This is a genomic window from uncultured Sulfitobacter sp., assembly GCF_947499945.1.
In the GTDB taxonomy this organism is placed as follows: domain Bacteria; phylum Pseudomonadota; class Alphaproteobacteria; order Rhodobacterales; family Rhodobacteraceae; genus Sulfitobacter.
Genome location: NZ_CANMQD010000002.1, coordinates 385421 through 402591 on the forward strand (window position 1 = coordinate 385421; position 17171 = coordinate 402591).

Genomic DNA, 17171 nt, shown 5'->3' on the forward strand with positions numbered 1-17171 from the left:
TCAGTCTTGTACAGTGAGGTGTCAATAGTGATCATGCGTTCCGTCGTGCGAATGGCTTAAATTGAGAGTTTTGCGCGTGACCTATGATAAGGTAGGGAATAGAACACCTGTGCCGCCTTGCCAGCGGACAGACGGAAAAAGGACCCCTTTAAAAATGGGAAGGGCAAGAAATAGGTTGAGATGATGCACGCGCAAGCCGATAAAAAGCCCGATGAAAAATTGGACAGTCGACAGCAGATCATTGAGGCTGCCGCGCAATGTTTTATGCTCAAAGGGCTTGAAAAGGCGACAATTGACGACATTGCTGATGTGCTGGGCTCGACCAAAGGGCGGGTTTATCATCACTTCCGCTCCAAGAATGCGATCTATTTTGCGGTGCACCGACAGGCGATGCAATTTTGCTTTGATGCCGTCGGTCCGGTGCTGGAGCTGTCGATCCCGTATAGCGAAAAGCTCGAAGCGATGGCTGTGGCCCATGCCCGTGTTATGATGGACACGTTGCCGTATCAGCGCAGCATCCGTCTGGGCGTTGAGATTTATCTGCGCGGGTCCACAACAGAAGCAGAGCGTGCCGTTCTGACCGAACTGATAAACCAGCGCAACGATTATGAGGAACTATACCGCGATGTTTTGAATGCTGGTGTCGCTGAGGGCAGCCTCTGTGTGCCCAGTGTCAAGATCGCAGGGCGCGTGATGATGGGTGCGCTCAACGGCTTGGTTGACTGGTACCGTGTGCGCCCCGAGCAAAGCGATGCAGACCGCGATCTGATTGCAACTGACCTCGCACGCACGATTGTCGGCGGGATGACAGCCTAATCTTTTGTCAAAGCGCGTAGAGTTGCCTTGACGATTTTGCCGTTGGCGTTGCGCGGCAGCGGGTCGGAAATCAGCGTCACAAAATCTGGTATCTTGTAATCCGCCATGCGGGCGCGAACGAATGCTTTGACCGCGTCCTCGTTAATTGTGGCATCGGCGGTCTGCACAAACACATGCAACTTTTCGCCCAGCACGGGATCAGGCCGTCCGATGGCAGCGCATTCGATCACGCTGGGATGCGCGGTCAGGGTATTCTCGATCTCGGCAGAATAGATGTTGTAGCCGCCGCGAATGATCATGTCCTTGCGTCGGTCATGCAGGCGCACAAAACCCTCTGCATCGCGTGAACCAACGTCTCCACTTTTCCAATAGCCGCCCTGAAACTCGGCCTTGGTCTTTTCGGGATTGTTCCAATAGCCCGGCACCACCATCGGCCCCTTGATCCACAATTCGCCATGCGCCCCTGTCTCTACGTCATGGCCCGTCTCGTCAACGATGCGGATTTCGCCGCACGGAACTGCTACCCCGATACTGTCCGAGCGTGTCGTGCCGAAGCCGAGCGGCATGATCGTCGCGGGAGATGTCAACTCGGTCGCGCCATATGCGTTAACCAACAAGAGGTCAGGTAGTTTTTCAGACAACTCTTGAATGGTGGACTGTGCCATTGGCGCACCGCCATAGCCGCCGATGCGCCAATGCGACAGATCATAATCCTCAATCCGACAGCGCAACAGAAACAGGTTATACATCGCAGGCACCATGAGCGTTTGGGTGACTTTCTCATCCGCCGCTAGCGCCAAAAACGCCTCTGCCTGAAAGTTTCGCATGATTACGCTGCATCCTGCTGTGCGCAGCATGGTGAACAGCGTGGCGACCAAACCCGTCACATGGGAGGCCGGCACCGAGAGCAAGGACCGCTCGCCCGCGCCCAGTTCCATACACAATTCAAAATGCATGGCGGAATGAATGATATTGAGGTGCGTGAGCATTGCGCCCTTCGGCTGCCCCGTAGTGCCGGAAGTATAGAGGATGACGGCAGTGTCCTCTTCGGTGACGGGTGGTCGATCAGGGGAAGTGCCATGAGCCAGAAGGCTGTCATAGGAGGTTGATCCCTCAACGGCTTCACCCAAACAGATGCGATGTCGAAGTTCGGGCAGATCGATAGCAGCGGGGAGCTTTGCGGCCAAATCAGCGTCATGCACCAGAACCAAAGCGCCACAGCTGCGTAAGATATGGACCAGCTCGGGCGTTTGCTCGCGGACATTGATCGGCACGGCAATTGCCCCGATCCGTAAACTTGCCAACAACACGACCAGAAATTCCGCGCTGTTGCCCAATAGAAGAGCAACCCGGCTTTGTGCAGCAACGCCAATGGCTTGTAGGCCTGCGGCGACCGTATCGACCTGCGCATCGAGCGCGCCGTAAGTCAGCCGAACGTCCTCACAGATCATGGCTTCACCGTCGGGATTACGCGCGACAGACTGCGCGAACATCGCGTCCAGTGTATCTGGCCGGTCTGAAAAACAGTTGATGTCGCGGCTCCCGAAATGCGTCTCACGCGTGATCAGCTCGGTAATCTTGGCAGGCCATAGATGCATCTGCGTTTCTTTCCAGTAGGCATTCCCCGCTGCGTCGCACGAAACCGTGGGAAACTTGGCCGGAGAAGCCGAGGGTGTTTCAGGTTCGGGAGGTACACTAGGCGCCAAAACCACGGATTGTAAACGCATTGTTCAGGTGCGACGCAAGACGCTTAGAAAAGAAGCTCCGCCACATTGTTCGGGGCTGCGCGCTAAAGTTAAGCGAAGGAGAGCTTTGTTATCCCTATGGATACAATTGTGACCAAATTGCGCGATTGTAACGCAAAAAAAGCCATAGTTGCCTCAGTTTACCTACCCTTGCGTGCATTAAGAGGCTGCGAAGTTGTTGCTCTGTCTAATTTAAATCAATTTGTAGCCCCAGTAGGCCCTCAATGCCCTGACATATTCCAATCTTGAACGCGCCGCTTTGTCCGACGTGGCGCTTAAGAATTGGAATACCCGTAATGCCTATCGCAACAGAATTAGCCATCAACACAACTGCTGACGCGACCACGCTCGCCCAGACCATTTTTGGCAACGGGGTGACGATCGGCACGGCAACACTCACAGGTGCGGCAGGTGCATCTGGCACCTACTCAGGCGCAGACGCAACGCTGGGCACGATCGCGCCGGGTGATGCAGGCATTATTCTGTCAACGGGCCAAGCGGCTGATTTCACCAATAGCAGCGGCACGACAGATACAAACACCTCTGAGAGCGGTGCGAGTACAAACAACAATCAACTTGGCGATACACAACTTGACGCTGTGACAGGTCAATCGACACAAGATGCCGTCATCCTCGAAGCGACGTTCACGCCCACGGGCGATTACATCACCATGTTATTCACCTTCTCATCCGAGGAGTACCTCGAATACGTTAACGGCGGTGTGAATGACGCATTTGGCGTATGGGTGAATACGGTCTATGTGCCGTTCAATCCCGTACCCGGTGGCGTTGTCTCGATTGATACAGTCAACAGCACTGTCGCTTCCAACCTATATATCGACAACCCGACTGCGAGCGACACGTACAACACTGAAATGGATGGGACCACACAGGTTCTTTCCATCAATGCGCCCGTAAATTCAGGTGCGTTGAATACGATCCGCATCGCATTGGCCGATGGTGGGGACGGTGTCTATGACACGAATGTTCTCATTGCTGCCAATAGTGTCCAGACCATCGCCGTGGCCTTTGATGACGAAATCACAGTTGAGGCCAACACCGCGACAACTGTCGATGTCCTGGATAACGACATTGACACAACAGGCAACGGCCTGACCATCACTGAGATTAACGGCGTGCCCGTTATTGTAGGCCAGACAGTGACTCTCCCGACAGGCGAGCAAGTTACGTTGAATGCCGACAATACCATCACAATCCTGTCTGATAACGATCTGGGAAGTGAGCCGTTCACCTATACTGTTGTGGATAGCGCGGGAAACACCGATGTCGGCTTTGTTACCGTAACGACAGAGGCGGATGTTCCGCTGAACTACATTGTCGAAGGCACTTCGGGCAATGACACGATCAATGCGGGCTACACGCTTGATCCCCAAGGGGACATGATCGATGCAGGCGATGCGCTCGACGGGTCCAATGACGATTCAATCGAGGCAGGTGCCGGCAATGATATCATCGACGCTGGTGCAGGTGCCGACACGATTGTTGCCGGAACCGGCAATGACGAAGTGTTTGCTGGCGCAGGCAATGACAGCGTTATTGCAGGAGAAGGAAATGATACCGTCTTTGGTCAGGGCGGCAACGACACGATACTGGGCGGTGCAGGCGCCGATGCGCTTGATGGTGATGATGGTGATGACAGCATTGATGGCGGCACTGGCGACGATACGCTGATTGGTGACCTTGGCAACGACACGCTTTTGGGTGGGGCTGGCAACGACGAGATCTATGGCTCAACGGGCAGTAACTTTATCGACGGTGGCAGCAACAACGACCTCATCTTCGGTGGAAACCAGGCTGACACGATCTTTGGCGGCAGCGAGACGGATACCATCGCGGGCGGTGGCGGCAACGATATCATTGATGGCGGAACCGAGGCGGATCAGATCAACGGTGATGATGGCAATGATACGCTACTGGGCGGCACGGGTGATGACACAATCTCGGGTGGTCAGAACGATGACAGCATCGACGGAGGGGATGGCGCCGACAGTGTCAGTGGCGATGATGGCAATGATACCGTCAGCGGCGGCGCGGGCAACGACAGCGTGTTCGGCGGTGCTGGTGATGATAGCCTCAGCGGTGGCACGGGCGACGACAGCGTGGAGGCGTGGATTGGCAACGACACCCTCGATGGCGGAGAGGGAAATGACTACCTCGACGGCTCCGATGGCAACGACTCCCTCTTGGGGGGCGACGGCCATGACACTTTGCTCGGTGGTAACAATGGTGGCGAAGATACCCTTATCGGCGGTGCAGGCGATGACAGCCTGAGTGCCGGTGACGGGGACGATACACTGAATGGTGGTACCGGCGATGACACGTTGTTGGGTGCGTCTGGTGACGACGTTAACATTCTCGAAAACGGCTTTGGCAATGACATCATTGCTGGCGGAGAGACGGGCGAGACAAAAGGTGACGCGCTCGACCTTAGTGCTGTAACGGACGATCTGACTGTCGATCTGACGGCTTTGAATCCTGAGGCTGGTACAGTCTCGGACGGAACGGACACGGCCACGTTTACCGAGATCGAGAACATCGTGCTGGGTGCTGGCACCGATACGCTGATCCTCGGCGACGGCTCTGGCGCTGACAGTATTGAAGGTTTTGCGCCGCCGACTGTGGATGGTGCAGGTAACTGGACAGGTGTTGACCAGCTTGATGTGACAGGCATGTCTGATGCCAACGGCGCGCTTGTGAACACAAATGACATTACCGTCTCCGATACCAATGGCGATGGTACAGGCGACGCGATCCTCATCTTCCCTGGCAACGAGAGCCTGACTCTGATCGGCGTACCAGCCGCGATCTTCAACGATCCCGAAGCACTCGAAGCGATTGGCATCCCAATGCCAAACTACATCGTCGAAGGCACGGGGGGTAACGATAACATCGACGCGAGCTACACCGGTGATCCCGAAGGCGACATGGTCGATACCAATGATAACGCCACAGGCACCAATGCCGACAGTATCGAGGCAGGTAACGGGAACGATACCGTCACAGCGGGTGCGGGCGATGACACTGTTATGGGTGGCACGGGCGATGACCTTATCAGCGGCGACGCGGGCAATGATCTGCTTGATGGCGAGATTGGCGATGATACGATTGCGGGAGGCACCGGTGCGGACACGATTGATGGCGCAGAGGGCGACGATGTCATCGTGCTTGAGGACGGCTTTGGCAATGACAGCATTGATGGCGGCCAAACCACCGAGGCCACAGGTGACACTCTTGATCTGAGCGCGACTACCACTGGTGTCACGGTCAATTTGACCGACGCTGATCCCGAAGACGGCACAGTGAGCGATGGCACGGATACAGCCACCTTCATTGATATCGAAAACATCATTCTTGGCGGTGGACGTGATACAGTTGTGCTGGCGGATGGCAGCGGCGCGGATACAATTCAGGCCTTTGATCTGACCGACAGCGGCGATGGCACCACAAACGATCAGCTCGATGTGTCCGGCCTGACCAGTGATGGCGGTACCACGCCGGTCAACACCAACGACGTTGTTGTCAGCGACACAAATGGCGACGGCACAGGTGACGCAATCCTGACTTTCACGGGCGGCGAAAGCATCACGCTGGTCGGTGTTCTCTCAAGCGAGGTCGATAGTGTAGCTGGACTGGTCTCAATTGGCATTCCAATTGGCCCAAATTACATCGTTGAAGGCACTTCGGGCGATGACCTGATCAACGCAGGCTACACAGACGATCCCGAAGGGGACATGATTGACGCAGGCGACGCGCTCGACGGCTCGGATGACGATAGTGTCGAAGCGGGAGCGGGCAATGACACCATTTCCAGCGGTTCTGGTGATGACACGGTCATGGGCGGGGACGGAAACGACTATATCACCGCAGGTTCGGGCAATGACGTGGTCTTTGGCGAAGCTGGCAATGATGTCATTTTCGGCTTTGGCGGTGATGACACCTTGTTGGGCGGTGATGGGGCCGATGTCATCAACGGGATGGCGGGTGCGGACCTCATTGATGGCGGTGCAGACAACGATACCTTCCGTATTGAAGACGCATTCGGGGCCGACACGATTATCGGCGGCGAAACGACCACGACAGGCACCGATTTTGACACGCTCGCCGTGAACACTGCCGCGATCGTTGATCCTATCACCGTTGTCTATTCCGGTAACGAGGCTGGAACGTTCAGCGACGGGACAGACACACTCGGATTCTCCGAAATTGAACGGATCACGCTCTCTGACGGCGCAGATACAGTTGACGGTTCTGCCACCACATCGGGCATCAACATCGCTACCCGAGACGGCAACGACAGTGTCATCGGCGGCACTGGCGCAGATACAGTGGAGGGCGGTCAAGGTGCCGATACCATTACCGGTGGTTTGGGCGCTGACGATATTGACGGCGGCACTGGTGATGATGTTCTGCAAGCGGCCCAAGGCGACACCCTTGAGGGCGGAGACGGGGACGACCTGTTCACCCTCTTTGATCTGGGCGAGGCGGGAAGCGACGCAATCTTTATAAACGGCGGCGAAGGCGCCGAGATAAACGGCGACACGCTCGACCTGAACGGAATCGCAGACCGTACAACGATTAACATCACAAATCCCATTGATGTGGGCGGCGGCATTTCGGGTACGGTTCAGCTGCTCGACGGTACAGTTGTTAACTTCAACAACATTGAAAACATCATCTGCTTTGTCCCAGGGACGCTGGTTGCCACACATTCGGGCCTACGCAAGATTGAGGATCTCAAGGTTGGCGATCCTGTCATTACTCAGGACAACGGCCTGCAAAAGATTGGTTGGATCGGCAAAACAACTGTTTGTGGCGACGACAAGTTCGCCCCAGTAAACTTTGCGAAGTCTGTTTTCCCCGGTGCATTGGATGACCTCACAGTCTCGCCACAACACCGGATGCTGATCAAGGGGTACCGCGCGGAACTTTTGTTCGGGCAATCCGAAGTTCTGGTACCCGCCTTGCATCTGATCGACGGTAAGGACGTGGTGCGTAAACCCCAAGAGAGCGTCACTTACATCCATATCATGTTTGAACAGCACGAGATCATATTCGCCAACGGCATCCCCGCAGAAAGCTTCCATCCCGCCGCATTTGGCGTCGACAGGCTGGCCGATGATGCACGCAGTGAACTGTTTGAGCTGTTTCCCGAACTGCGCAGTGATCTGAGCATTTATGGCCCCACAGCGCGAATGGCATTGAAAGCAAAAGAGGCAAAAGTCCTGTCAGAGTTTAGCCTCTGAAAGTAATGATAGCTGCAACTGACGGATCTCAATTCGGATGAATATACGCTAGCGTCTTGCCAAGTGCTTGTAGGCTTGCCAATCTGAAGGGCACACCTTGTGAGGAAGTTGCCATGTCATTGCGCCCGTTGGATATTGATCCAAGCCATTGTTTGATTGCAGGCAAATGGGTTCCGTCCGCCAGTGGTCAAAAACTTCCGTTGGTCAACCCGTCTGATGGGACTGTGCTGTGCGAAATTGCACGGGGCAACGCCGAGGATATCGACAGGGCCGTGCAAGCGGCACGCACAGCGTTTGACGGGCCTTGGGGCCGCAGTACCGCCGTTGAGCGGGGGCGCATTTTGCAAAAAATCGGTGTGCTGGTGCTGGAGAATATTGACGCGCTGGCGGAGTTAGAGGCACTTGATGTTGGCAAACCTCTGACCCAAGCGCGCGCCGATGTCGTAGCCCTTGCGCGGTATATGGAGTTCTACGCAGGGGCAGTGGACAAACTGCATGGCCAGACGATCCCCTATCTCGACGGCTACACGGTTTACACCCTGCGCGAACCGCATGGGGTGACAGCGCATATCGTGCCGTGGAATTACCCTATGCAGATCATTGGTCGCTCGGTTGGTGCGGCATTGGCTACGGGCAACGCCGCGGTCTTAAAACCTGCCGAGGAGGCCTGCCTGACAGCGCTGGCCTTTGGCGAATTGGCGCGACGTGCGGGGCTGCCCGATGGTGCGCTCAATGTCGTGTCAGGTTTGGGAGCTGAGGCGGGGGCCGCGCTCACTTCTCACGCAGGCGTTAATCATATCTCCTTCACTGGATCGGTTGGGACAGGCCGGTTGATCCAGCAATCCGCAGCCCGGCATTTGGTGCCTGTTACTTTGGAACTGGGGGGCAAGTCTCCGCAACTGGTTTTTAACGACGCGAATATTGACGCTGCTTTGCCGTTTCTGGTGAACGCGGGTATTCAGAACGCGGGCCAGACCTGTTCTGCCTCGTCGCGTATTCTGGTGCAACGGGGTGTCTATGACGAGGTTGTGACAAAAATGGCAGAACGCTATGTCGCCCTGCGTGCAGGGCCTTCGATGGCTGATCTGGCCGTTGGACCCTTGGTCTCTATGCGTCAAAAGGAAATCGTCGACGGGTTTCTGGCCAAAGGCACTGACCTACACATGGTCGCCCAAGGAACAGTTATCACCGATGCCCCAAAAGGCGGCGCCTATGTCGCCCCCACATTGTTCGAGGGTGTGTCACCTGATCATATCTTGGCCCAAGACGAGATCTTCGGCCCTGTTCAGGTTATCATTCCGTTTGAGGATGAGGCCGAGGCGCTGGCGATTGCTAATGGCACGGCCTACGGGCTTGTGGCGTCTGTCTGGTCGCGGGACGGAGCGCGGCAGATGCGGTTGGCAAAAGCGCTGCGCTCTGGGCAGGTTTTCTTAAACAATTACGGCGCGGGGGGCGGGGTAGAGTTACCCTTTGGCGGTTCAGGCCTGTCGGGTCATGGCCGCGAGAAGGGGTTTGAGGCACTATATGGTTTCACATCGCTGAAAACAGTGGCGGCATTTCATGGGTAGTGACAGAAATTGAAACAAACTTGGGAGGGTTTGAGATGCGTTTGCAGGGAAAAACGGCGATTGTAACGGGCGGTGCCTCCGGCTTTGGCGCGGGGATAGTGCGGAAGTTTGTGTCCGAAGGCGCACAGGTCATGATTGCGGACCTGAATACAGCGATGGCGGAGGAGCTGCGTCAGGAGATGGGCGCCCATGCGATTGTCGCGACTGTTGATGTGTCGGATGGTGCCAGTGTTGCGGCCATGACGGCGCAGGCATGCGACGCTTGGGGTCATATCGACATTTTGGTAAATAATGCAGGCATCACGCATCTGCCCGCGCCAATGGAGACGATCAGCGACGATGAATTCGACCGCGTTTTTGCGGTGAATTGCAAATCTGTTTACCTCACAGCACGCAACATCGTCCCCCTGATGAAGGCACGCCGCGCGGGCAACATCCTGAACATTGCCTCCACGGCAGGTGTGTCGCCGCGCCCCAATCTCAATTGGTACAATGCCACCAAGGGTTGGATGAATAACGCGACCAAGGGGATGGCGGTGGAGCTTGCGCCTTCGGGTGTGCGAGTGAACGCGCTGAACCCTGTCGCAGGCGAGACGCCGCTTTTGGCGTCTTTCATGGGAGAGGATACGCCGGAAATGCGTGCCAAGTTCCTCTCGACAATTCCCTTGGGGCGCTTTTCCACACCCGAGGATATGGGCAATGCGGCCTGCTATCTATGCTCGGATGAGGCGTCTATGATAACGGGCGTCTGCATGGAAGTAGACGGCGGACGCTGTATCTGATCAAAAACCTCAAGAAATTTCATGTCGCGTCTTGGTATCGGTTCGCACCTTTCCTATTTAGCGCCTAGAGTACAAAACAACTATCGTTCATGATTCCATATCGGGGCGAAACGACAAGCCGCAGAGGCAAAGATCTCTTGGCCCCAACAGTATGGAGCGCACGTGTCCCTTCTTTTGATTGTTGCTTTGCCGTTTTTGGGTGCGTTGCTGCCCGGTTTGATGAACCAAGCGGGGCGTGCCGCCTGTGCGGGGGTGACATTTACGATAACTCTGGCCGCCTTTGTCGGATTGATGACCAACCTGCCTGCGGTGATGGCAGGCGATGTGGTGATGTTCCGCGCAGAGTGGATCCCCTCGCTGGGGCTGAACTTTACTCTGATGCTGGACGCGTTGGGATTTTTCTTTGCCACGCTGATCCTTGGTATCGGCTTGCTGATCATCACCTATGCGCGGTTCTACCTCGCGCGTGAGGATAACATGGGTGAGTTTTTCACCTATCTGCTGCTGTTCCAAGGGGCGATGGTTGGCATCGTTTTGTCGGATAACATCCTGCTTTTGCTTGTTTTCTGGGAGCTGACCTCGCTCTCGTCATTCTTGCTTATCGGCTATTGGAAGCATCTGCCCGAAGGCCGCCAAGGTGCGCGTATGGCGTTGACTGTTACAGGTATGGGCGGCCTTGCCCTAATCGGTGGTATGATGATCCTCGGCCAGATCGCAGGCAGCTATGATCTGAGCGTGATCCTCCAGAACCGTGAGTTGATTCAAGAGAGCAGTCTCTATCTTCCCGCGCTTATCCTCATCCTTATTGGATGTTTTACCAAATCCGCGCAGTTCCCGTTCCACTTTTGGCTGCCCCACGCGATGGCCGCACCTACACCTGTGTCTGCGTATTTGCACTCCGCCACGATGGTAAAGGCGGGTATTTTCCTGATGGCGCGCATGTGGCCCGTTCTGTCCGGCACGCCAGAATGGTTCTGGCTGGTCACCTCTGCTGGGCTGATTACCATGGTGCTTGGCGCTGTGATCGCGTTGTTCAAGCATGACTTGAAAGCGCTCTTGGCCTTCTCCACAGTCTCGCATCTTGGCCTTATTACCATGCTGCTTGGCACCGGTACGGCATTTGGCGCAATGGCGGCGGTGTTTCACATCCTGAACCACGCGACCTTTAAGGCCGCGTTGTTTATGTCGGCGGGCATTATTGATCACGAGACGCATACCCGCGACATTCGTCGTCTTGGCGGGTTGCGGCACCTCATGCCGATCACCTTCGTAATTGCCACCCTTGCGGCCCTGTCGATGGCGGGTATTCCGCTGCTCAACGGTTTCTTGTCCAAAGAGATGATGCTCGAGGAGGCCTATCACACGGTCCTTGGCGGTAATCACTGGATCGTCCCGACGCTGGCAGTTGTGGGGTCGCTCTTCTCCGCAGCTTATTGCTTCCGCCTCATTGGTCACACCTTCCTTGGCCCTAAGCGGGACGATTACCCCGCCACACCACATGATCCGCCAAGCGGTCTGTGGTTGCCGCCTGCGCTTTTGGTGTTTCTGGTTGTAGTCATCGGTGTCGCGCCGTTTCTGGCGGAGCCTGCGGTCAAAGGGATTACCTCTGCCGTTCTTGGTGGGGTTGTCGAAGTGCCAAAGGCGTACTTCAAAATCTGGCACGGTCTGGTGCCTGCGCTTTACATGTCCATCGCGGCGGTTATGGGTGGTTTGATCGTTCTGGCGCTGTTCAACCCGCTTCTCAAGCTGTGGGATGCGGCCCCGCGCCCTGAGGCTAAAACGATCTTTGAGGCCTTGGTCGAAGGCATCGTGCGATTGGCAAAGGCGCTGACACTGCCGCTGCATAACGGGGCATTTACACGCTATGGCGCGGTGATGGCAGTGACTGTGGTTGTTGCGGGATACTACGCATGGCGCACGGGTACTGTCGGTGCCGCGACACGCGAAGTCCAGCCTGTGGGCGCGATAGAAGTTGCAGGCTGGCTGATGCTCGTGGCAGCGGTCTTGGGCATGATGTTCCAGCACCGCAACCGTCTTTTGTCGCTGGTGCTGATTGGCATTGTGGGCCTCATGGTCTCGGTCGGTTTTGTGTTCTTCTCTGCGCCCGATCTGGCGATGACCCAGATCACGGTGGAGGTTGTGACCACGATCCTTTTGCTGCTCGCGCTTAACTTCCTACCAAATGAAACACCGATTGAAAGTTCGGTCATGCGCCGCTTCCGTGACGTGAGCGTTGCAGTTGCAGGTGGTTCGGCTGCCATGGCGCTCAGCTATCACTATCTGCTCCGCGACGCTGTTACTTCGCCAATTTCTGAATTTCATCTCGCCAACAGCTATAAGGGCGGCGGCGGTACCAATGTGGTGAACGTGATCCTCGTGGATTTCCGTGGCTTCGATACCTTCGGCGAGATTATCGTGTTGGGCATCGCAGCGGTGCTGATCTATGCGCTGACGGAGACGCTCTTGGGCGGTCCTGTGCGTGCGCGTCTGCTCAACCGTAGACCGGACAAACCGCTGGCGGGTGACATGCACCCCATGATGATGGTGGTGATGACCCGCGTACTGATGCCCGTTGTGATGATGGTAGGTTTCTATATCTTCCTGCGCGGCCACAACGAGCCGGGTGGCGGATTCATTTCCGGCCTTATCGTCTCTATTGGTTTAGTCATGCAATATATGGCCAGCGGCTACAGTTGGGCCAGTCAGCGCCAGCGCTATCCGCACCATGGTGTGATCGGGGCAGGGGTATTGATCGCGGGCCTGACGGGTATCGGATCATGGTTTGTGGGCAAGCCGTTCCTGACCTCCGACTTCACCTATGTTCGCATCCCGCCGTTTGAGAAGTTCGAGCTGGCGACTGCCGCGCTCTTTGACCTCGGCGTATTCCTCGCGGTTGTGGGGGCAGTTATGCTCTCGCTTGACGGCTTCTCGCGCCTCGCACGCCGCGCCCATGTAAAGGACAGTGACTACGCCATGGATATCAACCCTGCGCGATCAGAGAACGAAGCGCTAAAAGGGGGAGGAGCATAACATGGAATTTCTTGTAGCTTCTGCGATTGGTGTGCTGACAGCGGGTGGCCTTTACATGGTTATGCGCTTGCGGACCTTTCCTGTGATCCTCGGCGTGTCACTGCTCACTTATGCTGTGAACGTGTTTCTGTTCGCCTCTGGCCGTCTGACAACGGGTGCGCCACCGATCCTGTCGGATGCGGCTGTTTATACTGATCCGCTGCCGCAGGCCTTGGTGCTGACGGCGATTGTGATTTCCTTTGGTATGACGGCTGTTGTGGTAATGATTGCACTGGGCGCATACCTCGGCACTGACGATGATCATATTGATGATGCAGATGGCCGTGGGGAGGACGCAACATGACCCATTGGCTGATTATGCCGGTTGTACTGCCGGCGATCCTCGCACCGTTTATTATTCTCGCTGCGCGCTATCACATGGGCATCCAACGGGTTTTTTCGGTTGGTGGTGTTCTGTCGATGATTGCCATCGCACTTGGCCTCGCGCTTGAGACCTCTGACGGCACAGTGATGCTCTACCAGCTTGGTGATTGGGCAGCTCCTTTCGGCATTGTGCTGGTCGGGGACCGGCTGAGCACGATGATGGTGCTGCTTATGGCAGTGCTCGCGCTCTTTGTGCTGCTTTATGCAATCGGCTCCAGATGGGACGAGCGGGGGCGGCACTTCCACGTTTTGTTCCAGTTCCAGCTTATGGGCATCGCAGGTGCCTTCCTGACAGGTGACCTCTTCAACCTCTTTGTCTTCTTCGAGGTGCTGTTGATTGCCTCTTACGGCTTGATGATCCACTCGGGCGGCAATGCACGCCTGCGCGCAGGCGTTCAATACGTGCTGTTCAACCTGCTCGGCTCGACCCTGTTTCTTTTTGCGCTGGGCGCGATCTATGCCGAGACGGGGACGCTCAACATGGCGGATCTGTCCCAGCGGGTGCAGCTCATCAGTGCGGATGCGACGGTGGGCATACGTGTGGCTGCGGTCCTGCTGATCCTTGTGTTTGCGATCAAGGCTGCGGTGGTTCCGTTGCACTTCTGGCTCCCCAGCTCCTATGCCGAGGCACCGCCCCCCGTTGCGGCCCTCTTCGCGATCATGACCAAAGTGGGTGCTTATGCGATCATCCGCGTTTACACGATGATCTTCCCTGTCGATCTTGACGTGACCTCCGGCTTGCACGGTACATGGCTTCTGCCTGTGGCGTTGCTCTCGCTTGCTGTAGGTGCTGTGGGTGTACTGGCCGCCAAAAAGCTCGACCGTTTGGTCGCCTTCGCGGTGATCAGCTCGATGGGTATGGTGATGGTAGCGATTGCGCTCTTCACCCAAGAAAGCATCGCGTCAGCGCTTTACTACATGGTGCATTCCACGCTGGCGGCGGGGGCCTTGTTCCTCATCGTTGATCTGGTTCGCCAAAGCCGTGGGCATCTTGAGTTCCGCACAGACGCTCCTGTGGCGGGTGCTGCTCTGATTTCAGGGCTGTTTATGGTTGCTGCTATTGCCATGACGGGCCTGCCGCCTTTGTCCGGCTTTGTAGGTAAGCTGATGGTGCTGAATGCGGCCTTTGACAACGGACCTGCGGTATGGGTCTGGTCGGTCGTCCTTGTTTCCAGCCTCATCAGCATCGTTGGTTTCGCCCGTGCGGGATCGGTGCTGTTCTGGAAGGCGCAATCGGATGGTGCACCTGTCGCGGATGCGGGGCGCGCGGCACCTTCGGCCCTGTCGTTTGTGGCGGTGGGCGGATTGCTGGCGTTGCTGATGGCGCATACGGTATTTGCTGGGCAGATGTACAAATACACTGGCGCAACAGCGGCGCAGTTGTTCCAACCTGATACCTACATCGACACAGTGCTTGGCACGCCGGGTAAGTTGAGCGGTGCGAAGACCGATGAAAAGGTCGAGACAAAAGAGGGGGATTCCTGAGATGGCACGTTTGTTCCACTGGCTCTTTCCCCATCCGCTCCTCACGATCCTGCTCACGATTGTCTGGACGATTTTGCAGAATGGAATTTCGGCCGGGATGCTTGTGTTCGGCCTGATCCTCGGCACAATCATTCCGCGCCTCACAGCGGCCTTCTGGCCCGAACGCCCCGGTGGGTTTCGTGTGGGGAAAATGATTTCTTATACACTGTTGGTCATGTGGGACATTCTGGTGGCCAACATCCAAGTGGCATGGATTGTTCTGACCGTGTCCAACGCCAAGCTGAAGCCCGCGTGGATTACTGTCCCGCTTGATCTGCGCAAGCCTGAGGCGATCACCCTGCTGGCGGGTACCATCACGCTGACCCCCGGTACGGTGTCGGCAGATGTCTCCGAAAGTGGTTATTACCTGCTGGTCCATGTATTGCACACCGATGATCCTGCGGCTGAAGTGGATGCGATCAAAAACCGTTATGAGGCACGCCTGAAGGAGATTTTCGTATGACTCTCGCTACCGAGATGATGGATTATGCGCTGATCCTCGCATTTGTTATTGTTGGATTGTGCCAGCTGATGGCCATGATCCGTGTTGTGATCGGGCCTGATACGGGCGACCGAATTCTGGCGCTGGATACGATGGTGGTGAACGCGATCGGTCTGATCGTCCTGATGGGACTGTCTCAAGGGACGCGCATTTATTTCGAAGTGTCGCTGATCATTGCGATGCTCGGCTTTGTCTCGACCGTAGCCTATGCGCGGTTTGTCTTGCGGGGAGATATCATCGAATGACTTATGAAATTATTGCCATTTACGCGGTTATATTCTGCCTTGTTGTGGGGTCGATTTTTACGCTGGTGGGCGCAATCGGATTGCTCAAGTTCAACGACAGCATGACGCGTCTGCATGCGCCAACTAAAGTGGGGACCGTTGGCGTGGGGGCGCTGCTTTTGGCCTCCGTCATCTACAACGGTGTGTTTAACGAGGGGGCCATTCAGGAGTTGCTGATCATGGGGTTCCTCTTTGTCACAGCACCGATTTCGGCCAACTTCATCGCCAAAGTGAACATGCACCGCCGTGCTTGTGATGCACCACCTGAATTGCCCGAGGGTGAGCAGTGGGCCACATTTGATGTGCCCGCCACCGATGCGGACATATCTGATCCGGTGATCGAGAAAGCCTAAAGCGCCGCGAAACAGTCCGCGAGATGGTCAAAGCACAGACGTACCCGCGGGCTCATCCGCAACTCTTTATGCGCGGTGAGCCAGACAGGGATCGTTCCGATATCCATCTCAGGGTTGATTTCGACAATTTCCTCATGCATTTCTGCCATGCCGCGCTGGCCAAAACCGATGCCGAACCCCGCCTGTATCATGCGCCAGCACACCACCTGATCATCTGAGCGGAAGGCGAAAAAACTGCGGTCGACCTCCATCCCGACCTGACGCATGCCGTCGATGATGAGTGTGCTGCGATCATAGCCGATCATTGTATGCTGCGCCAAGTCTTGCGGAGTTTGGGGTGTGCCGCGCCGCTCCAGATAGCTGCGGGATGCGAATATTCCGATGGGTAAATCCGCCACCTTTTTCGCAATCAGGTCATTCTGTGTCGGACGGTACATGCGCACCGCCAGATCGGCCTCGCGGCGCAGCAAATTTTCGCTTTGGTCTGTTGCAACCACCTCAAGGTCGAGGGCGGGATGGGCGATGTGCAGACTGCTCAGCATTGGCGGCAAAAGATAGGTCGCGGCAATCTGGCTGGCGGTGATGCGCACCGTTCCGCTGATCTCTTGGGCCTGCGCTCCTTTAAAGGAAAGTTGCGCCGCGGCCTGCGCCATCGCATCAGCATGTGCCTGCACGGCCGCGCCTTCTGACGTGAGTGTAAGACCTGCCGACGTACGGAAAAACAGCCGTGTCCCCAGCAGATCCTCCAACTGGTTCAAGTGGCGGCTGAGCGTGGGTTGGCTGGTACCCGTCTTTCCTGCCGCAGAGGAGAGAGATCCCGCTTCACTCATCGCGGCAAAGGATTGCAGAAGATGCCAAGGGATATCAGGGGTATTCATAT

12 protein-coding genes are annotated in these 17171 nt (G+C 56.3%); 10 read left to right on the top strand and 2 right to left on the bottom strand.

All coding sequences use genetic code 11. The annotated features are described in order from the left end of the window. Positions 1 to 180 precede the first annotated feature (180 nt). A complete protein-coding gene (locus tag Q0775_RS12055) occupies positions 181 to 816 on the top strand; it encodes a TetR family transcriptional regulator (RefSeq protein WP_298860954.1) in 636 nt (211 codons plus the stop codon). Here the strand turns inward: Q0775_RS12055 and Q0775_RS12060 are convergent. After that, complete coding sequence (locus Q0775_RS12060; RefSeq protein WP_298860957.1) at positions 813 to 2414, bottom strand: class I adenylate-forming enzyme family protein; 1602 nt, start codon at positions 2412 to 2414, stop codon at positions 813 to 815. The genes Q0775_RS12055 and Q0775_RS12060 overlap by 4 nt on opposite strands. A gap of 443 nt (positions 2415 to 2857) precedes the next feature. Here Q0775_RS12060 and Q0775_RS12065 point away from each other — a divergent pair, with 443 nt between their 5' ends. The 9 genes from Q0775_RS12065 to mnhG all read left to right on the top strand — a co-directional run bounded on the left by Q0775_RS12065 (position 2858) and on the right by mnhG (position 16291). Next, the gene (locus Q0775_RS12065) at positions 2858 to 7825 is read left to right on the top strand and encodes a choice-of-anchor L domain-containing protein (protein ID WP_298860960.1); all 4968 of its coding nucleotides are present in this window, start codon (positions 2858 to 2860) and stop codon (positions 7823 to 7825) included. 113 nt (positions 7826 to 7938) lie between these two features. Beyond that, the gene (locus Q0775_RS12070) at positions 7939 to 9393 is read left to right on the top strand and encodes an aldehyde dehydrogenase family protein (RefSeq protein ID WP_298860965.1); all 1455 of its coding nucleotides are present in this window, start codon (positions 7939 to 7941) and stop codon (positions 9391 to 9393) included. A 35-nt stretch (positions 9394 to 9428) separates the two neighbouring features. After that, complete coding sequence (locus Q0775_RS12075; RefSeq protein WP_298860968.1) at positions 9429 to 10175, top strand: SDR family oxidoreductase; 747 nt, start codon at positions 9429 to 9431, stop codon at positions 10173 to 10175. A gap of 162 nt (positions 10176 to 10337) precedes the next feature. Next, a complete protein-coding gene (locus Q0775_RS12080; protein WP_298860971.1) occupies positions 10338 to 13205 on the top strand; it encodes a monovalent cation/H+ antiporter subunit A in 2868 nt (955 codons plus the stop codon). Between the two features lies 1 nt (position 13206). Then, the gene (locus Q0775_RS12085) at positions 13207 to 13548 is read left to right on the top strand and encodes a Na+/H+ antiporter subunit C (protein WP_298860974.1); all 342 of its coding nucleotides are present in this window, start codon (positions 13207 to 13209) and stop codon (positions 13546 to 13548) included. Then, positions 13545 to 15113: a monovalent cation/H+ antiporter subunit D gene (locus Q0775_RS12090; protein ID WP_298860976.1), complete on the top strand. Its 1569-nt coding sequence runs from the start codon at positions 13545 to 13547 to the stop codon at positions 15111 to 15113. The genes Q0775_RS12085 and Q0775_RS12090 overlap by 4 nt, the downstream gene beginning before the upstream one ends. A gap of 1 nt (position 15114) precedes the next feature. Next, positions 15115 to 15615, top strand: coding sequence for a Na+/H+ antiporter subunit E (locus Q0775_RS12095; RefSeq protein WP_298860979.1), 501 nt, complete (start codon positions 15115 to 15117; stop codon positions 15613 to 15615). Then, entirely contained in the window at positions 15612 to 15899 is a 288-nt protein-coding gene (locus Q0775_RS12100; RefSeq protein ID WP_298860982.1) for a K+/H+ antiporter subunit F, read from the top strand. Before Q0775_RS12095 ends, Q0775_RS12100 begins: the two co-directional genes overlap by 4 nt. Next, a complete protein-coding gene (mnhG, locus tag Q0775_RS12105; protein ID WP_298860985.1) occupies positions 15896 to 16291 on the top strand; it encodes a monovalent cation/H(+) antiporter subunit G in 396 nt (131 codons plus the stop codon). Before Q0775_RS12100 ends, mnhG begins: the two co-directional genes overlap by 4 nt. Here mnhG and Q0775_RS12110 read toward each other — a convergent pair. After that, positions 16288 to 17169, bottom strand: a complete 882-nt coding sequence (locus tag Q0775_RS12110; protein WP_298860988.1) for a LysR family transcriptional regulator — start codon at positions 17167 to 17169, stop codon at positions 16288 to 16290. The genes mnhG and Q0775_RS12110 overlap by 4 nt on opposite strands. Positions 17170 to 17171 lie beyond the last annotated feature (2 nt).

Bases quoted from the DNA above. Each gene is read 5' to 3' on its own strand.
- Q0775_RS12075 (WP_298860968.1), top strand. From the start codon at position 9,429: ATGCGTTTGCAGGGAAAAACGGCGATTGTAACGGGCGGTGCCTCCGGC.
- Q0775_RS12070 (WP_298860965.1), top strand. From the start codon at position 7,939: ATGTCATTGCGCCCGTTGGATATTGATCCAAGCCATTGTTTGATTGCA.
- Q0775_RS12095 (WP_298860979.1), top strand. From the start codon at position 15,115: ATGGCACGTTTGTTCCACTGGCTCTTTCCCCATCCGCTCCTCACGATC.
- Q0775_RS12085 (WP_298860974.1), top strand. From the start codon at position 13,207: ATGGAATTTCTTGTAGCTTCTGCGATTGGTGTGCTGACAGCGGGTGGC.
- Q0775_RS12110 (WP_298860988.1), bottom strand. From the start codon at position 17,169: ATGAATACCCCTGATATCCCTTGGCATCTTCTGCAATCCTTTGCCGCG.
- Q0775_RS12055 (WP_298860954.1), top strand. From the start codon at position 181: ATGATGCACGCGCAAGCCGATAAAAAGCCCGATGAAAAATTGGACAGT.
- Q0775_RS12090 (WP_298860976.1), top strand. From the start codon at position 13,545: ATGACCCATTGGCTGATTATGCCGGTTGTACTGCCGGCGATCCTCGCA.
- mnhG (WP_298860985.1), top strand. From the start codon at position 15,896: ATGACTTATGAAATTATTGCCATTTACGCGGTTATATTCTGCCTTGTT.
- Q0775_RS12065 (WP_298860960.1), top strand. From the start codon at position 2,858: ATGCCTATCGCAACAGAATTAGCCATCAACACAACTGCTGACGCGACC.
- Q0775_RS12100 (WP_298860982.1), top strand. From the start codon at position 15,612: ATGACTCTCGCTACCGAGATGATGGATTATGCGCTGATCCTCGCATTT.
- Q0775_RS12060 (WP_298860957.1), bottom strand. From the start codon at position 2,414: ATGCATCTATGGCCTGCCAAGATTACCGAGCTGATCACGCGTGAGACG.